Annotated in this window: 15 protein-coding genes; 3 read left to right on the top strand and 12 right to left on the bottom strand. The window is 35.4% G+C overall.

Annotated features, from left to right (window positions below):
• Positions 1 to 144: 144 nt before the first annotated feature.
• The 12 genes from J2786_RS22675 to tssO form a co-directional block, all read right to left on the bottom strand.
• On the bottom strand, positions 145 to 1,008 hold the full coding sequence (locus tag J2786_RS22675; RefSeq protein ID WP_142018779.1) for a lytic transglycosylase domain-containing protein: 864 nt from the start codon (positions 1,006 to 1,008) through the stop codon (positions 145 to 147).
• 63 nt (positions 1,009 to 1,071) lie between these two features.
• The gene (locus tag J2786_RS22670; protein ID WP_047429478.1) at positions 1,072 to 3,570 is read right to left on the bottom strand and encodes an ATP-dependent Clp protease ATP-binding subunit; all 2,499 of its coding nucleotides are present in this window, start codon (positions 3,568 to 3,570) and stop codon (positions 1,072 to 1,074) included.
• A 270-nt stretch (positions 3,571 to 3,840) separates the two neighbouring features.
• Positions 3,841 to 4,239: a hypothetical protein gene (locus tag J2786_RS22665; RefSeq protein WP_310026881.1), complete on the bottom strand. Its 399-nt coding sequence runs from the start codon at positions 4,237 to 4,239 to the stop codon at positions 3,841 to 3,843.
• A gap of 27 nt (positions 4,240 to 4,266) precedes the next feature.
• A complete protein-coding gene (locus J2786_RS22660) occupies positions 4,267 to 5,343 on the bottom strand; it encodes a hypothetical protein (RefSeq protein WP_156121391.1) in 1,077 nt (358 codons plus the stop codon).
• 25 nt (positions 5,344 to 5,368) lie between these two features.
• Complete coding sequence (locus J2786_RS22655) at positions 5,369 to 5,977, bottom strand: toxin-antitoxin system YwqK family antitoxin (RefSeq protein WP_082001930.1); 609 nt, start codon at positions 5,975 to 5,977, stop codon at positions 5,369 to 5,371.
• 6 nt (positions 5,978 to 5,983) lie between these two features.
• Positions 5,984 to 7,276 carry a hypothetical protein gene (locus J2786_RS22650; RefSeq protein WP_310026875.1) on the bottom strand — a complete coding sequence of 431 codons (1,293 nt, stop codon included), beginning with the start codon at positions 7,274 to 7,276 and terminating at the stop codon, positions 5,984 to 5,986.
• A gap of 95 nt (positions 7,277 to 7,371) precedes the next feature.
• Positions 7,372 to 9,303: a type VI secretion system Vgr family protein gene (locus J2786_RS22645; protein WP_047429467.1), complete on the bottom strand. Its 1,932-nt coding sequence runs from the start codon at positions 9,301 to 9,303 to the stop codon at positions 7,372 to 7,374.
• A gap of 173 nt (positions 9,304 to 9,476) precedes the next feature.
• Positions 9,477 to 9,884: a type VI secretion system tube protein TssD gene (gene tssD, locus J2786_RS22640; protein ID WP_034697144.1), complete on the bottom strand. Its 408-nt coding sequence runs from the start codon at positions 9,882 to 9,884 to the stop codon at positions 9,477 to 9,479.
• A 356-nt stretch (positions 9,885 to 10,240) separates the two neighbouring features.
• Complete coding sequence (tssR, locus tag J2786_RS22635; RefSeq protein WP_047429464.1) at positions 10,241 to 12,646, bottom strand: type VI secretion system protein TssR domain-containing protein; 2,406 nt, start codon at positions 12,644 to 12,646, stop codon at positions 10,241 to 10,243.
• 47 nt (positions 12,647 to 12,693) lie between these two features.
• Positions 12,694 to 13,605: a PKD domain-containing protein gene (locus J2786_RS22630; protein ID WP_047429461.1), complete on the bottom strand. Its 912-nt coding sequence runs from the start codon at positions 13,603 to 13,605 to the stop codon at positions 12,694 to 12,696.
• 49 nt (positions 13,606 to 13,654) lie between these two features.
• Positions 13,655 to 14,179 carry a type VI secretion system transmembrane protein TssO gene (locus tag J2786_RS22625; RefSeq protein ID WP_034697149.1) on the bottom strand — a complete coding sequence of 175 codons (525 nt, stop codon included), beginning with the start codon at positions 14,177 to 14,179 and terminating at the stop codon, positions 13,655 to 13,657.
• An 11-nt stretch (positions 14,180 to 14,190) separates the two neighbouring features.
• Positions 14,191 to 14,727, bottom strand: a complete 537-nt coding sequence (gene tssO, locus J2786_RS22620) for a type VI secretion system TssO (protein ID WP_047429458.1) — start codon at positions 14,725 to 14,727, stop codon at positions 14,191 to 14,193.
• A 180-nt stretch (positions 14,728 to 14,907) separates the two neighbouring features.
• Between tssO and J2786_RS22615 the strand changes: the two genes are divergently transcribed.
• The 3 genes from J2786_RS22615 (at position 14,908) to J2786_RS22605 (ending at position 18,116) form a co-directional block, all read left to right on the top strand.
• Complete coding sequence (locus J2786_RS22615) at positions 14,908 to 15,579, top strand: response regulator transcription factor (protein ID WP_047429454.1); 672 nt, start codon at positions 14,908 to 14,910, stop codon at positions 15,577 to 15,579.
• A 318-nt stretch (positions 15,580 to 15,897) separates the two neighbouring features.
• Positions 15,898 to 16,188 carry an HU family DNA-binding protein gene (locus J2786_RS22610; RefSeq protein ID WP_002984212.1) on the top strand — a complete coding sequence of 97 codons (291 nt, stop codon included), beginning with the start codon at positions 15,898 to 15,900 and terminating at the stop codon, positions 16,186 to 16,188.
• Positions 16,189 to 16,556: 368 nt separating this feature from the next.
• On the top strand, positions 16,557 to 18,116 hold the full coding sequence (locus tag J2786_RS22605; RefSeq protein ID WP_047429450.1) for an Rne/Rng family ribonuclease: 1,560 nt from the start codon (positions 16,557 to 16,559) through the stop codon (positions 18,114 to 18,116).
• The last annotated feature ends 235 nt before the right edge of the window (positions 18,117 to 18,351 follow it).

Below are 18,351 nucleotides of genomic sequence, written 5' to 3'. Positions count from 1 at the left end.
AAACCAAATGATAAAAACAATAATTTTACACTTAAGTGAGAAATATTAAGAGTTTATTAATAAAAAATTGGCTGATTTTAACAGGTCGCATAATAAGAAAAGCAACCAGATTAACTGATTGCTTTTTATGGTATTGATATCATTTTACTGTTGAGTTTTTCCGCCTTCTTTTATGGAGCGAACCAATATTTTATTTTTTCTCAAAAGAAAATCTGGCATCAGATCCACCGGAAGATAGAATGGGCTTTCTCCTTTTTTCTGGAGTTCTTCCACGATTCCGGGATTCCAGGCAAGGATTTTGTCTACATCAACGTTCAATTCAGCAGCAACAATGTTCAGGTTGAACCCTGCATTGATCTCCGTTTCCGAAAGCGCAGCAGCAGTCTCTTTACGGTCGCCTTCAAAGAAAATCTTGTTGAGTCTTGCAGAATTATAGTTATTCAATACACTCTGAAGCTCTCCTGTTGCATAGCATGCATTAAGATATTTCTTCACATGATTAATGGTTTCTCCCGGAAGGTATTTATAAAACACGTGGTATTGGGAAGAACCTGCGGCTTCCATCGCTTTGGCAATATTTCCTTCACCACAGTTATAGGCAGCCACCACAGTCACCCAATTATTGTACTTTTTATAAAGATTACTTAAAGAAATCGTAGCGGTTTTAGTACTTTTATAAATATCTGTACGTCCCTGCTCTGTAAGTCCGTACTGGTTGGCATGTGATGTCATAAACTGCCAGATACCTACTGCTCCGGCTCCTGAGGTAATATTTCTGTCAAAATGGGATTCTATCAGGGCCAGGTTTCTCAAATGCTTGGGAAGCCCTTTCTGAAGGAGTAATTGTTCAATAAATTCTACAAGATCTTTATTGGCATTAATGATACCTTTATACTTTTTCACACTGCTTTCCGAGGTGTCGGAAGCGGCAAGAAACTGTCCGTTGATCATGATAACGGATCCTAATAATAGAAAACCTGTAAAGATATTTCTGACAATTGTTTTCATTGTAATTCTATTTATAAGCTAAAAGACAAAAGCGGGTAATAAATTTGCCTTTTTACTTTATATTTACTCTACGTTCCAGCTTAATTTTTCTTCGTCTTTATTCCAATCTACATGAATGGTCTGGCCGGATTTTACTTCTTCTCTGACAATCATTTTAGAGATTGGTCTTGCAAGCTGTGCACGGATTACTCCAGAGATCTGTCTCGCTCCATATTTGCTGCTGAATCCTCCCAATGCGAGATTCTTCACTGCTTCATCGCTAATTTTTAAAGCAATTCCCAATCTTGTTAATGAAGTATGAAGTGATTTCAACTGAATATTAAAGATTCTTTCTGCAATAGATTCTGTGATCGGTGCAAAAGGAATAATCTCTGTGATTCTTGCCAGGAACTCAGGTCTGAATCGTCCGGAGTTTGACATAATCTGCATCAGTGAAGATGATTCCGGAATTTTTCCTTCTTCAAACTGTTTTACAATTTCTTCACTTCCGATATTGGAGGTAAACAAGATCAATGCATTGCTGAAATCTCCTTCTTTCCCTAATTTATCATGCACTTTTCCTTCATCCATAATCTGAAGGAATACGTCAAAAACTGAATGATGGGCTTTTTCAATTTCATCAAATAATACAACGGTATAAGGCTGCTGTCTGATTTTATTAACAAGCATACCTCCTTCTTCGTATCCTACATATCCCGGAGGCGCCCCGTATAGCAAAGCTGCGGAATGTTCTTCTTTAAATTCTGACATATCAAAGCGTACCATTGCTTTCTCATCATTGAAAAGTAATTCTGCCATTGATTTTGCCAGCTCAGTTTTCCCGGTTCCGGTAGGTCCCAGGAGGAAGAATGATCCGATGGGCTGTCCCGGTTTATTTAATCCGCTTCGGTTTTCAACAATAGCATCAGAAAGGATTTTTAATGCATGATCCTGTCCTACGACTCTGTTCAACAGAAGAGATTCCATATTCAGGAGTTTTTCTTTTTCCTGAGCCTGAATTTTTCCGATCGGGATATTGGTTTTGGCAGCCATTACAGCAGCAAGCTCCAATCGGTCTACTTTTTCTCTTTTTTTGGCGGCATGCTGTAAAAGTTCTGCGTATGTATCTTCAATAATCTTCTGAATCTGATCTACAGGCATAGAATTGTCAATCGATGGCTGCTCACTCAGTGAACCCCACAAAATCGGACTTATCTTATCTCTCAACAGGTTATAAGTCCAGATCAGTTCATCTGCTTTATCTTTACTGTCTGCATATTCTTCTTTTAAAATAGCATCATAGCTTTCTTTCCAGCTGTTCAGTTCTTTTTCTGATAATTCATCAAGCATTTTGATGGCGGCCATTGTTCTGTCTAGTAAGTCAATAGCGGCGTCCGGCAATTTTTTACCTTTTGCATATCTTTTGGCAAGACGTACACATTCCGGAAGGGCTGTTTTTTCCACTTCAATACCGTGGTGCTTTTTGTATCCTTCAAGGAGTACATCTATCATTTTGACACAGGTTTTCTCATCCGGTTCAAGAACGGTTAACACTTCAAAGCGGCGGTTAAAAGCCTGTTCCGGCTCAATAATTTTTCTGTATTCTTCCTGAGTGGTAGCTCCGATTACGGTAATTTCACCTCGGGCAAGCTCAGGTTTCAAAAGATTGGCAACGTTTCCGATGCTTCCTTTCGGGTCTAAAAGGGTATGAATTTCATCAATGAAGAGAATGGCTTTTTCAATCTTTTTGCATTCATTGATGACTTTTTTCAGGCGGTCTTCAATTTCGCCCTTATAAGAAGTTCCTGCCAGTAATGCCCCGGTGTCCAGTTCTAAAAGGGTACCGTTTTTAAGCATTTCAGGAACATTTCCTTTAATAATTTCTGTTGCAAAACCTTCTACCAAAGCTGTTTTTCCTACTCCCGGCTCTCCGATGATGATCACATTCGGTTTGCTTCTACGGCAAAGGATTTCTACCAGCATTCTGAGTTCTTTATCTCTACCGATAATATTTTCGATTTCTCCTTTTCTTGCCTGTGCTGTTCTGTCTACACAATAGCTTTTAATGGAAGGAAAGGAAGCATCGGAATAATCTGCTGAACCATTTGAAAACAGTGATGAGAAATTTCCGTCTTCTGAAACGGTAAACGGAGTATCCTTTCTGTACAGATTGAATATCTCATGTTCTCTCAGCGGAAGTGATTTCAGCTGCTGAAGAGAGAATACCACCTGTGGCTTTACAATGGCGGTAAGGATACAAATTGGAGTAATTTCGTCCAGCCCTAATTTTAACCGGATATCATCAGCTTCTTCAATAAGGGTATCTATGGCATCATCCTGACCAACCTCATCGGGAAGGTGGTTGGTTTTCGGATATTCTTCGATACGGACATCTGCCCATTCGTAGAAATAGCCCGGATCTTTATCTATGCTTTTCAGGAATTCATTAAGTCCGATATCTTTATGCATTAAAGCCTGCAAAATATGCGGGCCTCCATAAGTTCCATTATAATTTTCCTTCGCTATCGACTGAGCAATGTGAAATAGTTGCTTTACTGTTTCGTTGGTTACTAGTACTCCCATTTATAATTTTCTTATATTAATATATTTGCGTTCTGTTTATTATGCAGATTTGATGATTTTAATCTATATTATTCACACTTTTTTACCAAAGCATAAAAATTTGTTCTTTTTGTGAAGCTAAAATTAACTATTTTATTCTAAACGATATAAAGATAGTTAATTCTTCAATTAGAGAAGTAAGAAGCATGTTTTTTTGTTTTAAGACTGATTTTGAAGGTCCATTTTTATGGCAAATTACTCCCCTACTTGAATAGTATGGTTAAGTTTTTATTAAAAAGGATAGGATTCACCATTTTCAAGATAAGGTTGGTAAGCTCTTAACCATACTCCAGTTTCCATATATTTTGCAATCCCCGTTTTACTATCTACCCATATTCCACTTGTTGAAGCTTCTGGAACTTTCGGATGAAAATAAGAGGTAAAAACATAATTATTGTCTATTATAAAGAAGTTATAAGATTCAGGTTTCTTATTATTTTTTATAGCAAAATCTGCTTGAATCTGCTTTGCTTCTTCAGGTTGTATGTTTGCAGTATTAATGAAATCTTCTGCTTCTTTAGTCTCAGAAAGAATTACTTTATGATTATCCAAAAATTTTTGCTCTTTACTTTTGCATCCTAACAATGAAAATAAACTACATATCGATACGATGTAAATTAATTCTTTCATAATTATTAACATTACATATGAAATATTCTATTTCTGAAACTCTCCTACAATAATGTGGCTATTATCATTCTTATCATAAAATGCTACATCCAAAACAATAAGCTGATCTTTATAGAAGCCTTTAGGAATAGTAGTTGTAAAAAAATCTTTTGCATGATATTCATTCCACGTTCTACCATAATCATAAGAATAATAGAATGTAACATAAGGACGGGTTTCTTTGAAATAGCAAGCGAAATTTCTGTAGCGGTAATACTCTATTGTTTTTTCATTCTCCACAAATAGCTCTCCTTCATTCTGATTATAAATTGTCATTTCAGTTTTAAATCTGCCAGACTTTCCTAATAAATATTCCTCATTTTCATAATACAGAACATCATAATTACTTTTTAATTTTTTGATGACTTTTTGTTGTTTGGTTTTTAAATTATATTCTTGTATTTCATCTTTCAATAAAGAAGTGACTGTATTATCTTTTTTCAGAATAAAAGGTGTCTTTTTCAAATACTCCGGTAATTCGATTTCTTCTTTTGTCAGAAGATTTACTATTTTTTGATTATCATTTTCTGAATAAACAACATTTTCACCATTAAACTGCGAATACATAATTTTAGATTTAGAAGAATATTCATCAATTTTTTTATATTCTAACGTATGATTATTCATGAGATAAAGCACTACTTTCCCAGATTGGCTATTACCACCGCTACCTGTCTCAATTAAAGTATATTTTTCTGAAGGAGTAATAAATTTTACGGTTTCTTCCGGAAAAGCAATTTCCTGATAACTCTTTCCTTTATCTGTTGAAATAAATACTACAGCGGAATATCCCGGTTTATTGTAGAAACTATGTAAGTCTTTACTTCCTGCCAAAAGAATAGTATTTTCATTCAAAAATTTTAAAATTGTTAATTTTAGACCAGTTTCAGGACCAAAATTTCCATTACTTACATTCTTCTTATACAAATCAAAAAAGTCATATTTTGAGATCCATTTCATTTGAGCAACACTTTCTTCTTTAGATGAACTTTTTTTAAAGCAACTAGCGGAGAAGAATAAAATATGCAAACAAATTATACCTACGAATATTTTTAAATATTTCATTATTCTTTTCTATCTTTCAATAGAATTATGGATTATAAAATGGTACTGTCTTCTTTTGAAGTTCTTTTCCTGTTTTACCATCCAGAATGATTTCTTCAATTTTGTCACCTGCAATTTGATGAGAAATTCTCCATACTTTTTTGCCTTCAAAATCCTGTTTTAATACTCTAGCTTGGTAACCAGAATCATGGTAGCCTTTAGGTAGATCAATTTTATTCTTTTCACAGTATGCAATAATATCTGCAGGTTTGAAGTCATAGCCTTCATCCATGTTTTCCTCTTTAAGGAGTTTACCAGATTCGTCAAAATGATACCAAATACCAACTACTGAGCCTTCATTGAACAGACATCCTTTTTTCTCAATATTACCATTACCATAGAAAAATTTAGTAACCTTATAAAACAAATTATCATTATAAATTATTTCTCTGTAACCTGGTGATTGAAAATCCTGAATGTAGGTATTGCTATCCTCCCGCACTTTCAAGTAACCTCTTATTGATTTCTTTTGGAAATTTTCAATATCAAATTTTTCATACTTATTATCAACACTTGGTATCATATATTTATCTATTTTTTGAGATTGGCATTGTATAAATATACTCAACCACATTAACACTATTATTTTATTCATAACTACCTATTTTATAGATGAATTGGCTTTTTTCCATTGCCAATAATATAATGAACATCGCTTATTGTCATTCCCTCCATGATGCGAATAATCTAATAAATTATCTGTCTTTTTGTACTCATACGTATACAATGCATGAGAAGATGCTTCCTTATTTGCAAATGTATGGGCTAAATTCATAGAATGAAGAAATTCATGTGCTGCTGTCTGATCGTTTTTACTTTTAAATACGACCACATAATCTGCTCCATAATTTGAATATCCGGAAACATGTCCACCTACATCGTAACCATGCTCAGCAAAATAAAATGCTTTGAAATGCTTTGTGTATTTCTTAGGATAAGCCTTTTCCAATTGGACTTTCAAATAATCCTGTAGTTCTTTTCCACCACTCTTTTTATCAGGATCTACCTGACCATTGGTTACGAAATCAATAAAATTTTTATCTGCCGTTAAATCCAATTCAACAATATCTGAATCATCCGATAATTTGATATATGCTTGCTCAAGATATTGATTAATCCTATTTTTTTCATCATTAATATTAGGTTTATTCTTCCCTGATCCTGTTGACAATTCTGGAGTTTTTATTTCAACAAATACAACATCCTTTTTCTTCTGTTTCGTATTATCATTTGCCCAGACATTTATTTTCCCGGCAATTGATTCAACCGTTGCACCTGCTTCAGTTTTAAATGCTTTTAACTCTATAATCTGATTACTCGTAAACTCTTTTATGCATTTGACTGTCACTTCATAATCGTTCAAAGCTATTTTCTTTTTACCTTTTATTTCTATTTTATCAGGAGTAAAAGTAAAATAATCAGATTTGGTAAACTCCAAATAATCAGCTTCCTGTTGGATTTCTGCAAAAAAAGTAATCTTAACTTCTTTATCTTTTAGGATGGATAGCCACGGTATAAGATATTCTTCAGGAACATCTTTTCCTGTTTTTTTATCTTTTTTCGTTTTCCACGCAACAGAGAAAGGATTATACTCTTTTTTCAGGTTATTAAACATCGTTTCATTAACCTCAAAGTATCCATCATATTTATTGCCATTTTTTACTTTTGTAGTAAACTTGGCATCTTCATATTGATAAGCTACAATATCCTCAAATTTTTGATCATTAAAAAGGCTCGTATCCCCTATTCTCATCCAATCAAAGCCAAACTCTCCTTTCCAGTTTTTATTCGGTCTGAATTGTACAATCAATTGTATAAGCTGTTGTAGTGGTGGAGATTGTGGCGTATTATGACTCACTCCTTTAGCATTACCCTTTTCAGAAATCCATTTCATGGCACGTGAAATAATACTCTCCTGAGAATACATATTATGATTTTCATGAGAGATTTTGTTGTAGGTGCCTTTTACAATTCTCGTTCTGCTCATAATTAATAGGCTTTAGATCTCTCTCCGCTGTTGTTCTGTACTTCTTGCTGAGCGTGTTTATTAATGGAAGCATTGGAGGTAATGTTAATTTCTTTTTCAGAAATTTCATTTCTTTCCTTCTTTGTTTCGCTGTGTACATCTCCTTCAATAATTTCAGTAAGTTTACCCGTAATGAATGTACTTACATTTCCTATGACCGAAGTAAGTTTCATTGCGCCTACAGTCTCAGTATTATTTAATCCGATACTGTCTGCTTTATTCATTCCCACCGTAGTCGTCATATTCTCTCCAACATTAATATTCATATTCTTACAGTTCAGGGTCATTGTTTCCGGTGCCGTGATATTGATATTACTTCCGGTTGTATCAAGATGGATCTCATTGCCGCTTTTGTCTGTAATAATGATACTTTCATCTTCTGTGAAAACGATTCTGTGGCCGCTTCGTGTTTGTATAGATTTTACCCGGTTGTCTGCTCCACCGCCAAGTCCTATTCCTCCATGGAACATTCCTCCCATCACGAAGGGTCTGTCCGGATGGCTATGAACGAAATTAACCATCACCTGATCTCCTACTTCCGGAATGGCTACATAACCACGGTTTTGCGTGATCTGATCGGTTCCTCCGGCATCAGGGCTCATTACCCGGATAAAATGAGTAGTATCATTCATCTGCCAGTCGAATCTTACCTGAACCCTTCCCTGGCCTTCCGGATCAGTATTGGAAATTACCGTTGCAATCTGTGGCTGGGCAGCCGGTACCGTAAATTCCGGTTTGGGCAGAAAACCCGTGTCTGCAGCAATGGATTCGAATGTTCCTGTGTAATGTCCGATGGTATCAATTTCATGAACGGCTTCTGTCACCATCACCTTTGTAAAATAAGATGTTTCACTGCTGTCCGGTTTTCTCATATGAATATCAGCAATACATCCGGGATGTAAAAAAGGAACGGTTGTAGATCCGGAAACCGAAAATACATTAACTGCTTCGCTTCCCGATGCGCTTCTTTGAGAATGCTCCACATCCAGGTGCGTTGTTGCTTTGATAGGTGCAACCTGCAGTGCCGGGGTTTTATATATTTTATCGTTATGCGTATATGCTGTACGGGCTAAATCACTTAAATGGTCAACCGGAGTTTCCCCGGAAGTCAGTTTTTCATGTTTACTGCTGTTATAGCCATAATACTGAGGTTTTGTGTGAGCCGCTTTGAGCTCTACCCTTATGTTATCAGCATTGCTTCCATATAATAGTTTTATAGGTTTATTCTGTGGAGGAAGTTTTCCAAAATGCAAGACTTCACCATCATAATAAAATTGTTCCCCATAAGCTTCTGCCATTCTCGACAGATAATTGTAATGGGTTTCGTTATACTGGCTGCTGTAAATGATCTGGGAATAATCATTGGTATCGATTCTTATATCAAACCGTTCTTTATCTATTCCCTGTTTTATTACTTCTTTGGCTATGATTCCCATATTAACAGGCTGGCTGCCGCCAAAGCTCTGAATATGTGGGGCACCGTCCAGCAGGATCGTCGGGCTGTATCCGGAAAGCACAATATTTCCCAGACTCATTTTTTCCTGACTGAATCCTACTTTCGTAATGATCCCGACAAAATTCCTTTCCGGACTTTTCTCAATATCTTTGTAGGAGATAACAGCTGTAAGGCGTTTTCCCAGAAATTTGTTGGCTTCTTCAAGGGTATGGCTCTGCCGGTCTCCCAACGCATCGTGAGCAAGAATAAGATGGAATTCGTGGTGGTGACCCGCTTTTTGTTTAAGGGTGAAATGTTTATAGTACTTAATAATTTTACCTTCTACAACCAGTGATAATTTGACCAACCGGTTGATGCCTGCATGATGATTCTCGGATATCCCGTCTGCATTCTGAGATGGGCGGAAAGAAGATCCTTTGGTCTTTGACTCGGTTTTCATATGCTTTGTGTTTGTGTTTAGTATTAAAGATAACAATATTTTATATAACAGACATTATATAAACACGTTATAAAATAAAAAATTCTCAGGTATATTTTTTATTCAGGCAAAAAAAGACCGTCTTAAATAGGGACAGTCTTCTTTCTTATGAATGTTGATAATGTGTGTAAATTTTAGCTGGATGGCCATAGCCCAGCGTATTGAGAAGTACCGTAGTCAATTGTTTCAGCACTGATGACGAAGCTGATCAGCATACTGTTGCTGTCAATTGCGTCAAAGTCTACCTGATGCTGGATCACATATCCGTTTTGCCAGTTCAGTGTAATCAATGTTCCTTCTTCGTGAGACTTATTGAAAGTAATCTCTCCTACTGTGGGCTTATATTTACCGTTTAGTAAGCTTTCAAGGATGTCTGATTTTTCAGTAGCCTCTACTGTAACCTTGATTAATGCGTTAGAAGGATCTGATGCTACACGTCCTGAAACGTCTGTAGATCTTGATACGCTGTAATTCATTTTTAACAGCTTCTGCCCTTCTCCATTATTGAATTTTAAGATTCCTCTTGAATTTCTTTCGGCCATGATTAGTAAATTTAATCGTTAGTAATATTTTGTGATTCGGTGATTGTGTTAGCAAATATAGAGGCTCTTTTCGGCTAAAAAAAACTTTTCCCTATAAATCTGAGATTTTGTAGTAGTTCTACGATTTGTTGTCGTAATTCTACGACAATGGATTTACGAACCACACTATAACATCCATTAACACAATGTTTTAAATTATATCTCAGTTTTTGGATAAAAAATATTTTTACACATAAAAGAGAAATATAAGGGTTCAAAGTTTAAAAATTTAAGATTTAAGGTTTGTTGATTTGTCTTTATACTACAAAAAAAGCAGAAGTATGTACTCCTGCTTTTGATATCATAAAATGAATTTCTTAATGTTTTGTATATTCCGGTTGTTCTGTTGGAATTCTTGATGGGGTAAAGTACTCATTAAGCCAGTAGAAGGTTTGTCCGTTCTGCTGAATTTTTACAGCCGGGTTATTTCTGTTGGCAAGCATTCTGTCTGCTAAGTTCTTATAGTGCTGGAAATAATTTTTTACTGTTTCACCAGGTACAACTTTTGATTTTTTCCAACCTTTCAGTTTATATTTGGCCATCAATTCTTCTTCAGAAAGGTCAAATCCTGTACTCATTCCGATTGCGTAAGACATTGGCAGCTCATAAAGCGCTCCTTTATCTAAGAATTTTATCGTAGGATTATACTTCTTCAATAGCTTTACATACTCTTTCACTGCTCTTGCCTGATTAAAGTCCGCACGGTCGGCCTGAGTATTTCTGTAAACTTCCGTATAGAAAGCTTTTAAGTTGTCATATTCCGATTCAGAAATAAGGATTCCCTTTTCTATTCCCGGCGTAAACTCTTTCAGTTCTTTTGGAATATACCCTTTCACAAGGAATGGGCTTCCATAGTTGATCAGCTGTGCTGCAATTCCGGCAGAAACCGGATTGGTAAGTCCCGGGTACAGATATTTATATTTTAAATCTACATCTGTTCTTCCTGCTCCTACGGATGAATGGAAATATTCATTAAGAGATTTATCAACAGTCTGATTATCCAAAGTCACCTGGGCAATAAGGCTGTCAACAGATTTTTTCAGGTATCCCGGAGTGGTAATGTCTCCTTTTTTAGGGAAGATAACAAATCCCTGAGACATACTCTGTTTAGGATAAGCTAAAGAGAAGAATCCGGTATCTCCTTCTACAAGGCTGAAGTTGTTCTTGGTCAAAACATCATATTGGTTAATGATCTTCTGCTTTTTAAGCTCAGCAATATTTTTCGCTGTATTGGTTACCACATTTTCAGCCATCAATACAAAATCATTGTAAGTATCAGATGATCTTGCACTGGTCTGGAACATGATTAACCTTGCCTGAGCCTGTGTCAACGAGCTGATAACACTGTACATATTTCCGCTTTGGTTGGCAGAAGTACCTACAGTCACCACAATATTGGTTTCATCAGAAACATTTGAAAGAAGGTTTCCTGCTGCTGTAAGAGCCTCTCCTACCGGCTGATAACCGGTAGTGCTTGCACAGTTCATTTCATTGGTCTTCTGATCAATAAATGTGGTAATCTTACTGTAATCTGTACTTAAGTTAGACACAGAGATATTTTCTCCACATGGATTGTTTTTGTATAAAACCACACCATATTTAACATTATTAAAATACGATGGTTTTTCAAATCTAAGCTGAAGATCCTGTAAAAGTGATTTTACAATAGGTGCATAAGGCGCATTGGCTGCACTTACATCTAATGCAAAAACAATATTGATATTTTTATCTCTTTCCGTAATCTCTCGGTAACGGTCAAAATAGATAGGTTCACCTAATACATTGGAAACAAAGTTCTTGCTGTAATCTAAAATATTGGTGAAGTATTTTGTCTTTGAATCAGGAGTTGGAGTTTCTTCTAAAGGAAGATTTACCGGGAAGATATTTTCCAGCGGCGTTCTCTTATTTACATCCGTAAGAAGAACAGCCGTTTTATTATCAGCATCTGAAGCAGATCCGCCTGGATGTCCTTCATGAATCCCCAGTGTTGTATCGGTAATTCCTGTTGTATTTTTAAGCTTGATAGCAGAACGTTCTCCCCAGCTTGAAATTACGTTTGAACTTACCCATCCGTAAAGACCTTTGTTGATACTGTCCATATCCACAGACGGTTTTTTACCTACCAGGAAACGTTTGTTATTTTCAGCCATCTTGTATACATATACAATCTGTCCGTTAGGAATTTTTACATTGGCTGTCTCAATAAGACTTGGTGAATTAAACACCATAATAGAGTCATTTTTATAGTACCTTTCAGCATTTCTGATGACTTCGCTGTTATTAGGTACTACGGCTACTCTTACAGGATACCCTGTTTTTTCGCTTTTCAGAGCATTATTCCAAAGAAGGAGATCAGACTCCTGGATCCAGCCATATGTTTTGACAGATTTTGACGAGACTTTCTTCATTAAAGCATCCGGAACATATTCCGCTACTTTTACCATTCCGTCTCTATGTTTTAAAACCATTAAAGGTTCAAGGAATTTCACTTCTTTGTAAGACTTCTCATCATCTTTATCCAAATAAGCCGTATTCCTTGATCTGTCTGAAATAACAATCCATGGAACTGACTTTTTTGGGTATCCGTTAACGACAGGGGAAGCATCCACCTGCCCATATTGTGAAGGCTCCGGGGTTTTCTTTGACGGCAGTTTTACCTGGCAACTCGTCAATAATACTGATAACCCTATATAATATGCTGCTAGAGGAAATTTATTTTTCATCCTATTTAATCTTTTTATGATTGGCACATCCGTAAGACCGGACGAAATTATTTGCTTTGATTAATATCTACTTTAGTTACACAGTTTTGCGTGTCATCCAGATTTACTTTTACCGTCTGGATCACTGTATTTTTGTCAAACTGAAGGCCTGCGCAATACATGTAAAAATTATTTACTTTGCTGTCATTTACTTTTACAACAGTATTTTCATTGTTACACAGATAGGTTTTCAACAAGTAATTGTAATGCATGTTGAAGCTGTTTCCATTAGCAATCTGCTGCAGGTGATATTTGAAATCATTATCTACTTTTGCATAAGAGTCTTCTACTGAAACTTCGTCTTCTGCAAGAGCATCATAAGCCGGAAGAATTTTGATACGGTGATAGATAGGATCCTGGCTTTGTTCTGTATACAGTGTTACCAGATATTCTCCGGGTTTTTTATAGGAATAGATGGTAAATTTATCCTTAGCATCTGTATTTCCGGATTCCCCGAATTTCCATGCAAACTGTTTTGCATCAGAAATGGCACGGAAAGTCACATTTTCATTTTGCATGGCCTGGCTCACAGCTTCGATGGTTGTTTTTGCTGTTGCAGTATCTTTTGGTTTCTGAACGCTTCTTGCGCCTACCATTACAGGGAAAGATTTCGTGTACTTGTTGTCAACGATCAAACTTACCTGATAATATCCTGGTTTATTATAGAAGTGAATACCACTGTTTTTATCTGAAGTTGTCCCATCTCCGAAATTCCATCTTTTGGTTTTCGCAAACTGGGTTTTATCTTCGAATAAAAGTGTGTCTCCCACCGCCAATGAAGACGGATAAACCACCCCAACAATATCATCGGCTGAATGTATTACCTTTTTCTGCAGCCACAGAGCAACCAATGCTGCGATCAGCAAAGTTGCAATAACACCGATAATAATGTTTTTCTTGTTCTTTTGAAAATAATTCATAGTTAGTAATTGTGATGTGTTTTATTTAAAATTCCTAGTATTTATTTGCTTACTGCATTCTTGCTTTCAGATCCTGCTCGCGCTGATAGAGCTTATTTTGCTTATCTTTAAATCCGATTCTGCATTCATCTACCTGTTTCTGGAAAATTTTAATGTCTTCAGAGGTTGTTGAAATGACTTTTTTGTCATCAAAATACATTTTATAAAATTTTGCAATCTGCGGATAGGCATCTTTACGGATATCCACCACGTCTGTACTATTAAAATAGCTGTTAAGATCGTTAACACCCAGCTGGATATTATTTTCGATAAAAGGTTGTGGTCCGTCATCAGTAAGTTTGGTAATCATGGTATATGTACTGTCCATGATGGGAAGAACAACTTTCTGATGTTGTTCAAATTCTGCTTTCTGCTCAAGATTCTGAATTCCTCTTACGTCTTCATCAGAAAAAGGAGATACAAATCCTTTTAAAAAGATCACTCCCAAAAATAACATTGCAGTTACCAGCATCAGTATTAAATAAAAAAACTGATAATGCCTTTCTTTCTTAGATAATGTGATTTGTCCTTGCATATCTTTTCTTTTTATCTTCTTCTTTTACTTCCTGTGAAATTTCTTGTAGGGTCTTTTCTCAGCTCATTATTGGTCACTTTGATCTTGCCCATACATTCATCAAGATCTCTCAAAATTGTTTTCTTCTGATACTCCACTTCAATGATCTTGGCTTTTAAAGTCATCATGGGTACAATCTGTTTCATTAGTACAGCATAGTGTTTAAAGCTTTGTACACTGTCTTTGCCCATAATATTTTTAGCATCTCTCACATTATCCATAATACTGGTTCTGAGAAACACTTCATTCTCCACCTTATTAATGCTAAGCTGGTTCATTTTGTCGTAGATATCATCAATGTGATCCTTAAGCACGTCACTTCGAAGCATCAGTTCTTTATAGGCTTCAGCTTCACGGCTGATCCCCTCCCGCTGTATATCATAACTCTTAAAGAAGAGATATAAGCAAGCAAAAGATACAACTGACAAAACGGCAAATGACAGAATAAACTTCCAAATGCCCGTTCTGACGTCAGATTTGTTTAATTTTTTTTCCCTGTTAGAAGACATAATTTGCGATTTGTTTGGCCTGTGAAAATATAAAAAAAAAATTTTATGCACAATACGTAATTTCCCCCAGGCCTGTTTCGTGAAAACCCTGATTAAATTAATATTAATTTTCACTTTGATAAGTTTTTCATAAATTAGACCTCTAAATTTTAAATATCATTCGCCAAATCGATATTAAGAATGAGTAAAATATTATCTAATACCGTACGTTTTTCCATTGCTGACAGTGATTTTTATTTTAAAAAAATAATGATCAAAACACTTATGGAAAATCCCTTCTATATGCTTCTGAATGATTGTAACAATGGGCATGAACTGGTAAACAGAATCTACAGAAGACAGGAAGATGTGTTCATTATTGAACTTTTCATGCCGGTATTAAGTGGAATTGAAGCCATTAAATACATCAGAAAAAACAATACAGAAACCCCTATCATCACCTATTCCGGTACTTATCAGGAGGACATGGCTGAAATTCTTTCAAAGATTCCCAATATCTATTACTGTCAGAAAAAAAGCACTATTATAAAGGATATTATCAAAGGAAGTATTGCATCTGACGACTTCGATTACCAGGCTTATTCCAAAGAATGGGAGCAGCAACCGCTTGCTGTACAGGAATATATGGACAGGCAGAAGAAAGGACAGGAAGAGCTTTCACCATCAGAAATACAGCTTATGAGATTCTGCTATGAAGGTTTCAGCAATAAAGAAATTGCAGAAAAGCTTAATCTGAGCACCAGGACTATTGATACCTATATCAACAGGCTTACAGAAAAACTGGGATTAAAAACAAAGCTTCATCTTATCCGTTTCTGTGTAGAAAACGGATATTATAATTCGAGTTTGTAAAAAAATTTGATTTTGGTTAAAAAAAGTAATCCGGGTTTAAGAATGAAGGCAGATAAGAGGATCTTACCATATCCTGCTCAAGATTATAAAGTGCTTTAAAGGCAGCTATAACCAGCATTTATTAAATTTTGTTCATCTATTTTTTGTACCTTTATCCGGCTGTATTATTTTATTGTTAAATTATCATCACCCGACCTTAATTTAGTGTATCCATAAAAAGTCCAACTCTTTGAATAAAAATATTTTGCCACTAATTTGCTAGTATTCAATTTTTTTAACTAAATTTGCACACCTAAAATTTAAAATTAAAATAAGGAAATGACAAAGGCAGAATTGGTAAACACCATCTCAAATAAGTTGGGAACAGAAAAGAATGAAACACAGAAAGTTGTAGAAGCTTTTATGCAGGAGATCAGAACTTCTATGTATAATGGGGATAACGTTTATCTAAGAGGTTTTGGATCTTTTATCATTAAAACAAGAGCTGCTAAAACAGGAAGAAATATTTCTAAAAACACTGCAATTGAGATTCCTGCTCATAACATTCCTGCTTTCAAACCATCAAAATCTTTTGTTGAGAAAGTAAAAACTAAAGTTGCAGTAAAATAAGAACATTAACTGAATATTAACTAGTTACTAAAAAATTAAAATTATGCCAAGCGGAAAGAAAAGAAAAAGACACAAGGTTGCGACTCACAAAAGAAAGAAAAGAAGAAGAGCAAACAGACATAAGAAAAAATAATCTCTTTTTCTCGAGATTTACAATATAATAATATAGTTGGTGGATTTAAATTTTTAAAGTTCACTAACTATATTTTTGTTTGCAACTATAAGATTCCGCGGAAAACGGAGGGTTTCAAATATTATTTTAATAAACATATAATGATTTTCATTCAAAATCCTTATATTTAATAGATGAATTAATCGATAAAAAACATCCACTTCCTATAATCTTAACAATTTTATCTTATTAAAAAATGAAGAAAGAACTAATAGTTTCGCATGAAGATGATCTTACAAAGATTGCGCTGCTGGAAGACGGAAGACTATGTGAACTTCATGAGCAAGAAGACAAAAGCGATTTTATAGTTGGAGATCTGTTTATAGGAAAAGTAAAAAAACTGGCACCCAATCTGAATGCAGCATTCGTCAATATCGGATATGACAAAGATGCATTTCTGCATTACCAGGATCTGGGCCCTCAGTATCTTACGTACAGAAAGTTTTTAAAAGATACTATTTCTAAAAAACAAAGCACTTCGAGCTTAAAAAATTTCGAGATACAACCCGAAATAGACAAAAACGGAACGGTAGACAAAGTAATTGCCAAGGACGATTTAGTTCTGTTACAAATTACCAAAGAACCTATCTCTACCAAAGGTCCAAGAATCTCTACCCAGATTTCTTTAACAGGACGTTTCCTGGTTTTAATTCCTTTTGACAATAAAGTTTCTATTTCCAAAAAGATCAGAAGCTCTGAGGAAAAAGAAAGACTGAGGACCCTTATCGACAGCATTAAGCCTGAAGGATTCGGAGTGATCATCAGAACGGTAGCAGAAGGAAAAAAAGTTGCAGACCTGCATAATGACATGAACCAGCTGGTTCAGAAGTGGGAAAGCACTTTCAAAAACATCCAGAGAAATAAAGTTCCGTCTAAAGTTTTAAGCGAAGAAGACAAAGCTTCAGCTATTCTAAGAGACAATTTTAATCAGGACTTCGTGAATATCATCTGCGACGACGAGCAAATGGTGAACGAAATGAAAAATTACATTGAAGTAATTGCGCCTGAAAAGAAAAATATTGTCCAGTTTTATGATTCTCATATTCCACTTCTGGAATATTACAATGTTGAAAAACAGCTTAAACAGAGCTTCGGAAAACATGTAAACATTCCGAGTTCCAAAGGAGCTTATCTTGTTATTGAACACACAGAAGCACTTCACGTAGTAGATGTCAACTCCGGAAACAATATTACTACCGGAACTGCTGTCAACAAAGAGCACGCACTGAAAGTGAACAAAATGGCTGCTACAGAAATCGCAAGACAACTTCGCCTCCGCGATATGGGAGGTATCATCGTTATCGATTTCATAGATATGCCAAATTCTGATCACAGAAGAGATCTTTACGAGCATCTGAAAGAGGAAATGAAGCGTGACAAAGCGCGCCATAAAATCCTTCCTCCAAGTAAATTTGGTCTGATCCAGATCACCAGACAAAGAAACCGTCCGGAAAAACAGATCGACACCAAAGAAGAAAACCCGAACAAAGACGGAGAAATTGTAGCTCCTATTGTTATCGTGGAAAGAATGGGTGAAACTTTAAGAAACATCCTGCAGAAAGAAAAAGGAAAAATCTACCTGCATGTACACCCATTTGTGGAAGCCTACCTTACAAAAGGCATTAAAAGTATCCAGATGAAATGGTTTATCAAATACAAAAAGTGGGTAACCATTGTTCCAAGGGATTCTTTTAAATATTTAGAATATAAAATTTACAATTCCAAAAAAGAAGAATTGATAGAATTTTCTAATTAAGACAAAATTTAAAACCTTCAGTTGTACTGGAGGTTTTTTTTATTATCTTTTCTTGCTATAAGTTTCGGCTAAAGCCAATGGATGTTTTTTGTTTATGCAGGCTGGGCTAAAGCCCACCCCTATTGAATTTTAACAACAACATCTTTTATCTTTTATCTTTTATCTTTTATCTTTTATCTTTTATCTTTTATCTTTTATCTTTTATCTTTTATCTTTTATCTTTTATCTTTTATCT

It is taken from the genome of Chryseobacterium vietnamense (genome assembly GCF_031454475.1).
GTDB classification, from domain to species: domain Bacteria; phylum Bacteroidota; class Bacteroidia; order Flavobacteriales; family Weeksellaceae; genus Chryseobacterium; species Chryseobacterium vietnamense.
This window is presented reverse-complemented; position numbering and strand designations above follow the sequence as displayed.

Coding starts and splice junctions, on each gene's coding strand:
- J2786_RS22675 (WP_142018779.1), bottom strand. CDS start 1,008: ATGAAAACAATTGTCAGAAATATCTTTACAGGTTTTCTATTATTAGGA.
- J2786_RS22670 (WP_047429478.1), bottom strand. CDS start 3,570: ATGGGAGTACTAGTAACCAACGAAACAGTAAAGCAACTATTTCACATT.
- J2786_RS22665 (WP_310026881.1), bottom strand. CDS start 4,239: ATGAAAGAATTAATTTACATCGTATCGATATGTAGTTTATTTTCATTG.
- J2786_RS22660 (WP_156121391.1), bottom strand. CDS start 5,343: ATGAAATATTTAAAAATATTCGTAGGTATAATTTGTTTGCATATTTTA.
- J2786_RS22655 (WP_082001930.1), bottom strand. CDS start 5,977: ATGAATAAAATAATAGTGTTAATGTGGTTGAGTATATTTATACAATGC.
- J2786_RS22650 (WP_310026875.1), bottom strand. CDS start 7,276: ATGAAATGGATTTCTGAAAAGGGTAATGCTAAAGGAGTGAGTCATAAT.
- J2786_RS22645 (WP_047429467.1), bottom strand. CDS start 9,303: ATGAAAACCGAGTCAAAGACCAAAGGATCTTCTTTCCGCCCATCTCAG.
- tssD (WP_034697144.1), bottom strand. CDS start 9,884: ATGGCCGAAAGAAATTCAAGAGGAATCTTAAAATTCAATAATGGAGAA.
- tssR (WP_047429464.1), bottom strand. CDS start 12,646: ATGAAAAATAAATTTCCTCTAGCAGCATATTATATAGGGTTATCAGTA.
- J2786_RS22630 (WP_047429461.1), bottom strand. CDS start 13,605: ATGAATTATTTTCAAAAGAACAAGAAAAACATTATTATCGGTGTTATT.
- J2786_RS22625 (WP_034697149.1), bottom strand. CDS start 14,179: ATGCAAGGACAAATCACATTATCTAAGAAAGAAAGGCATTATCAGTTT.
- tssO (WP_047429458.1), bottom strand. CDS start 14,727: ATGTCTTCTAACAGGGAAAAAAAATTAAACAAATCTGACGTCAGAACG.
- J2786_RS22615 (WP_047429454.1), top strand. CDS start 14,908: ATGAGTAAAATATTATCTAATACCGTACGTTTTTCCATTGCTGACAGT.
- J2786_RS22610 (WP_002984212.1), top strand. CDS start 15,898: ATGACAAAGGCAGAATTGGTAAACACCATCTCAAATAAGTTGGGAACA.
- J2786_RS22605 (WP_047429450.1), top strand. CDS start 16,557: ATGAAGAAAGAACTAATAGTTTCGCATGAAGATGATCTTACAAAGATT.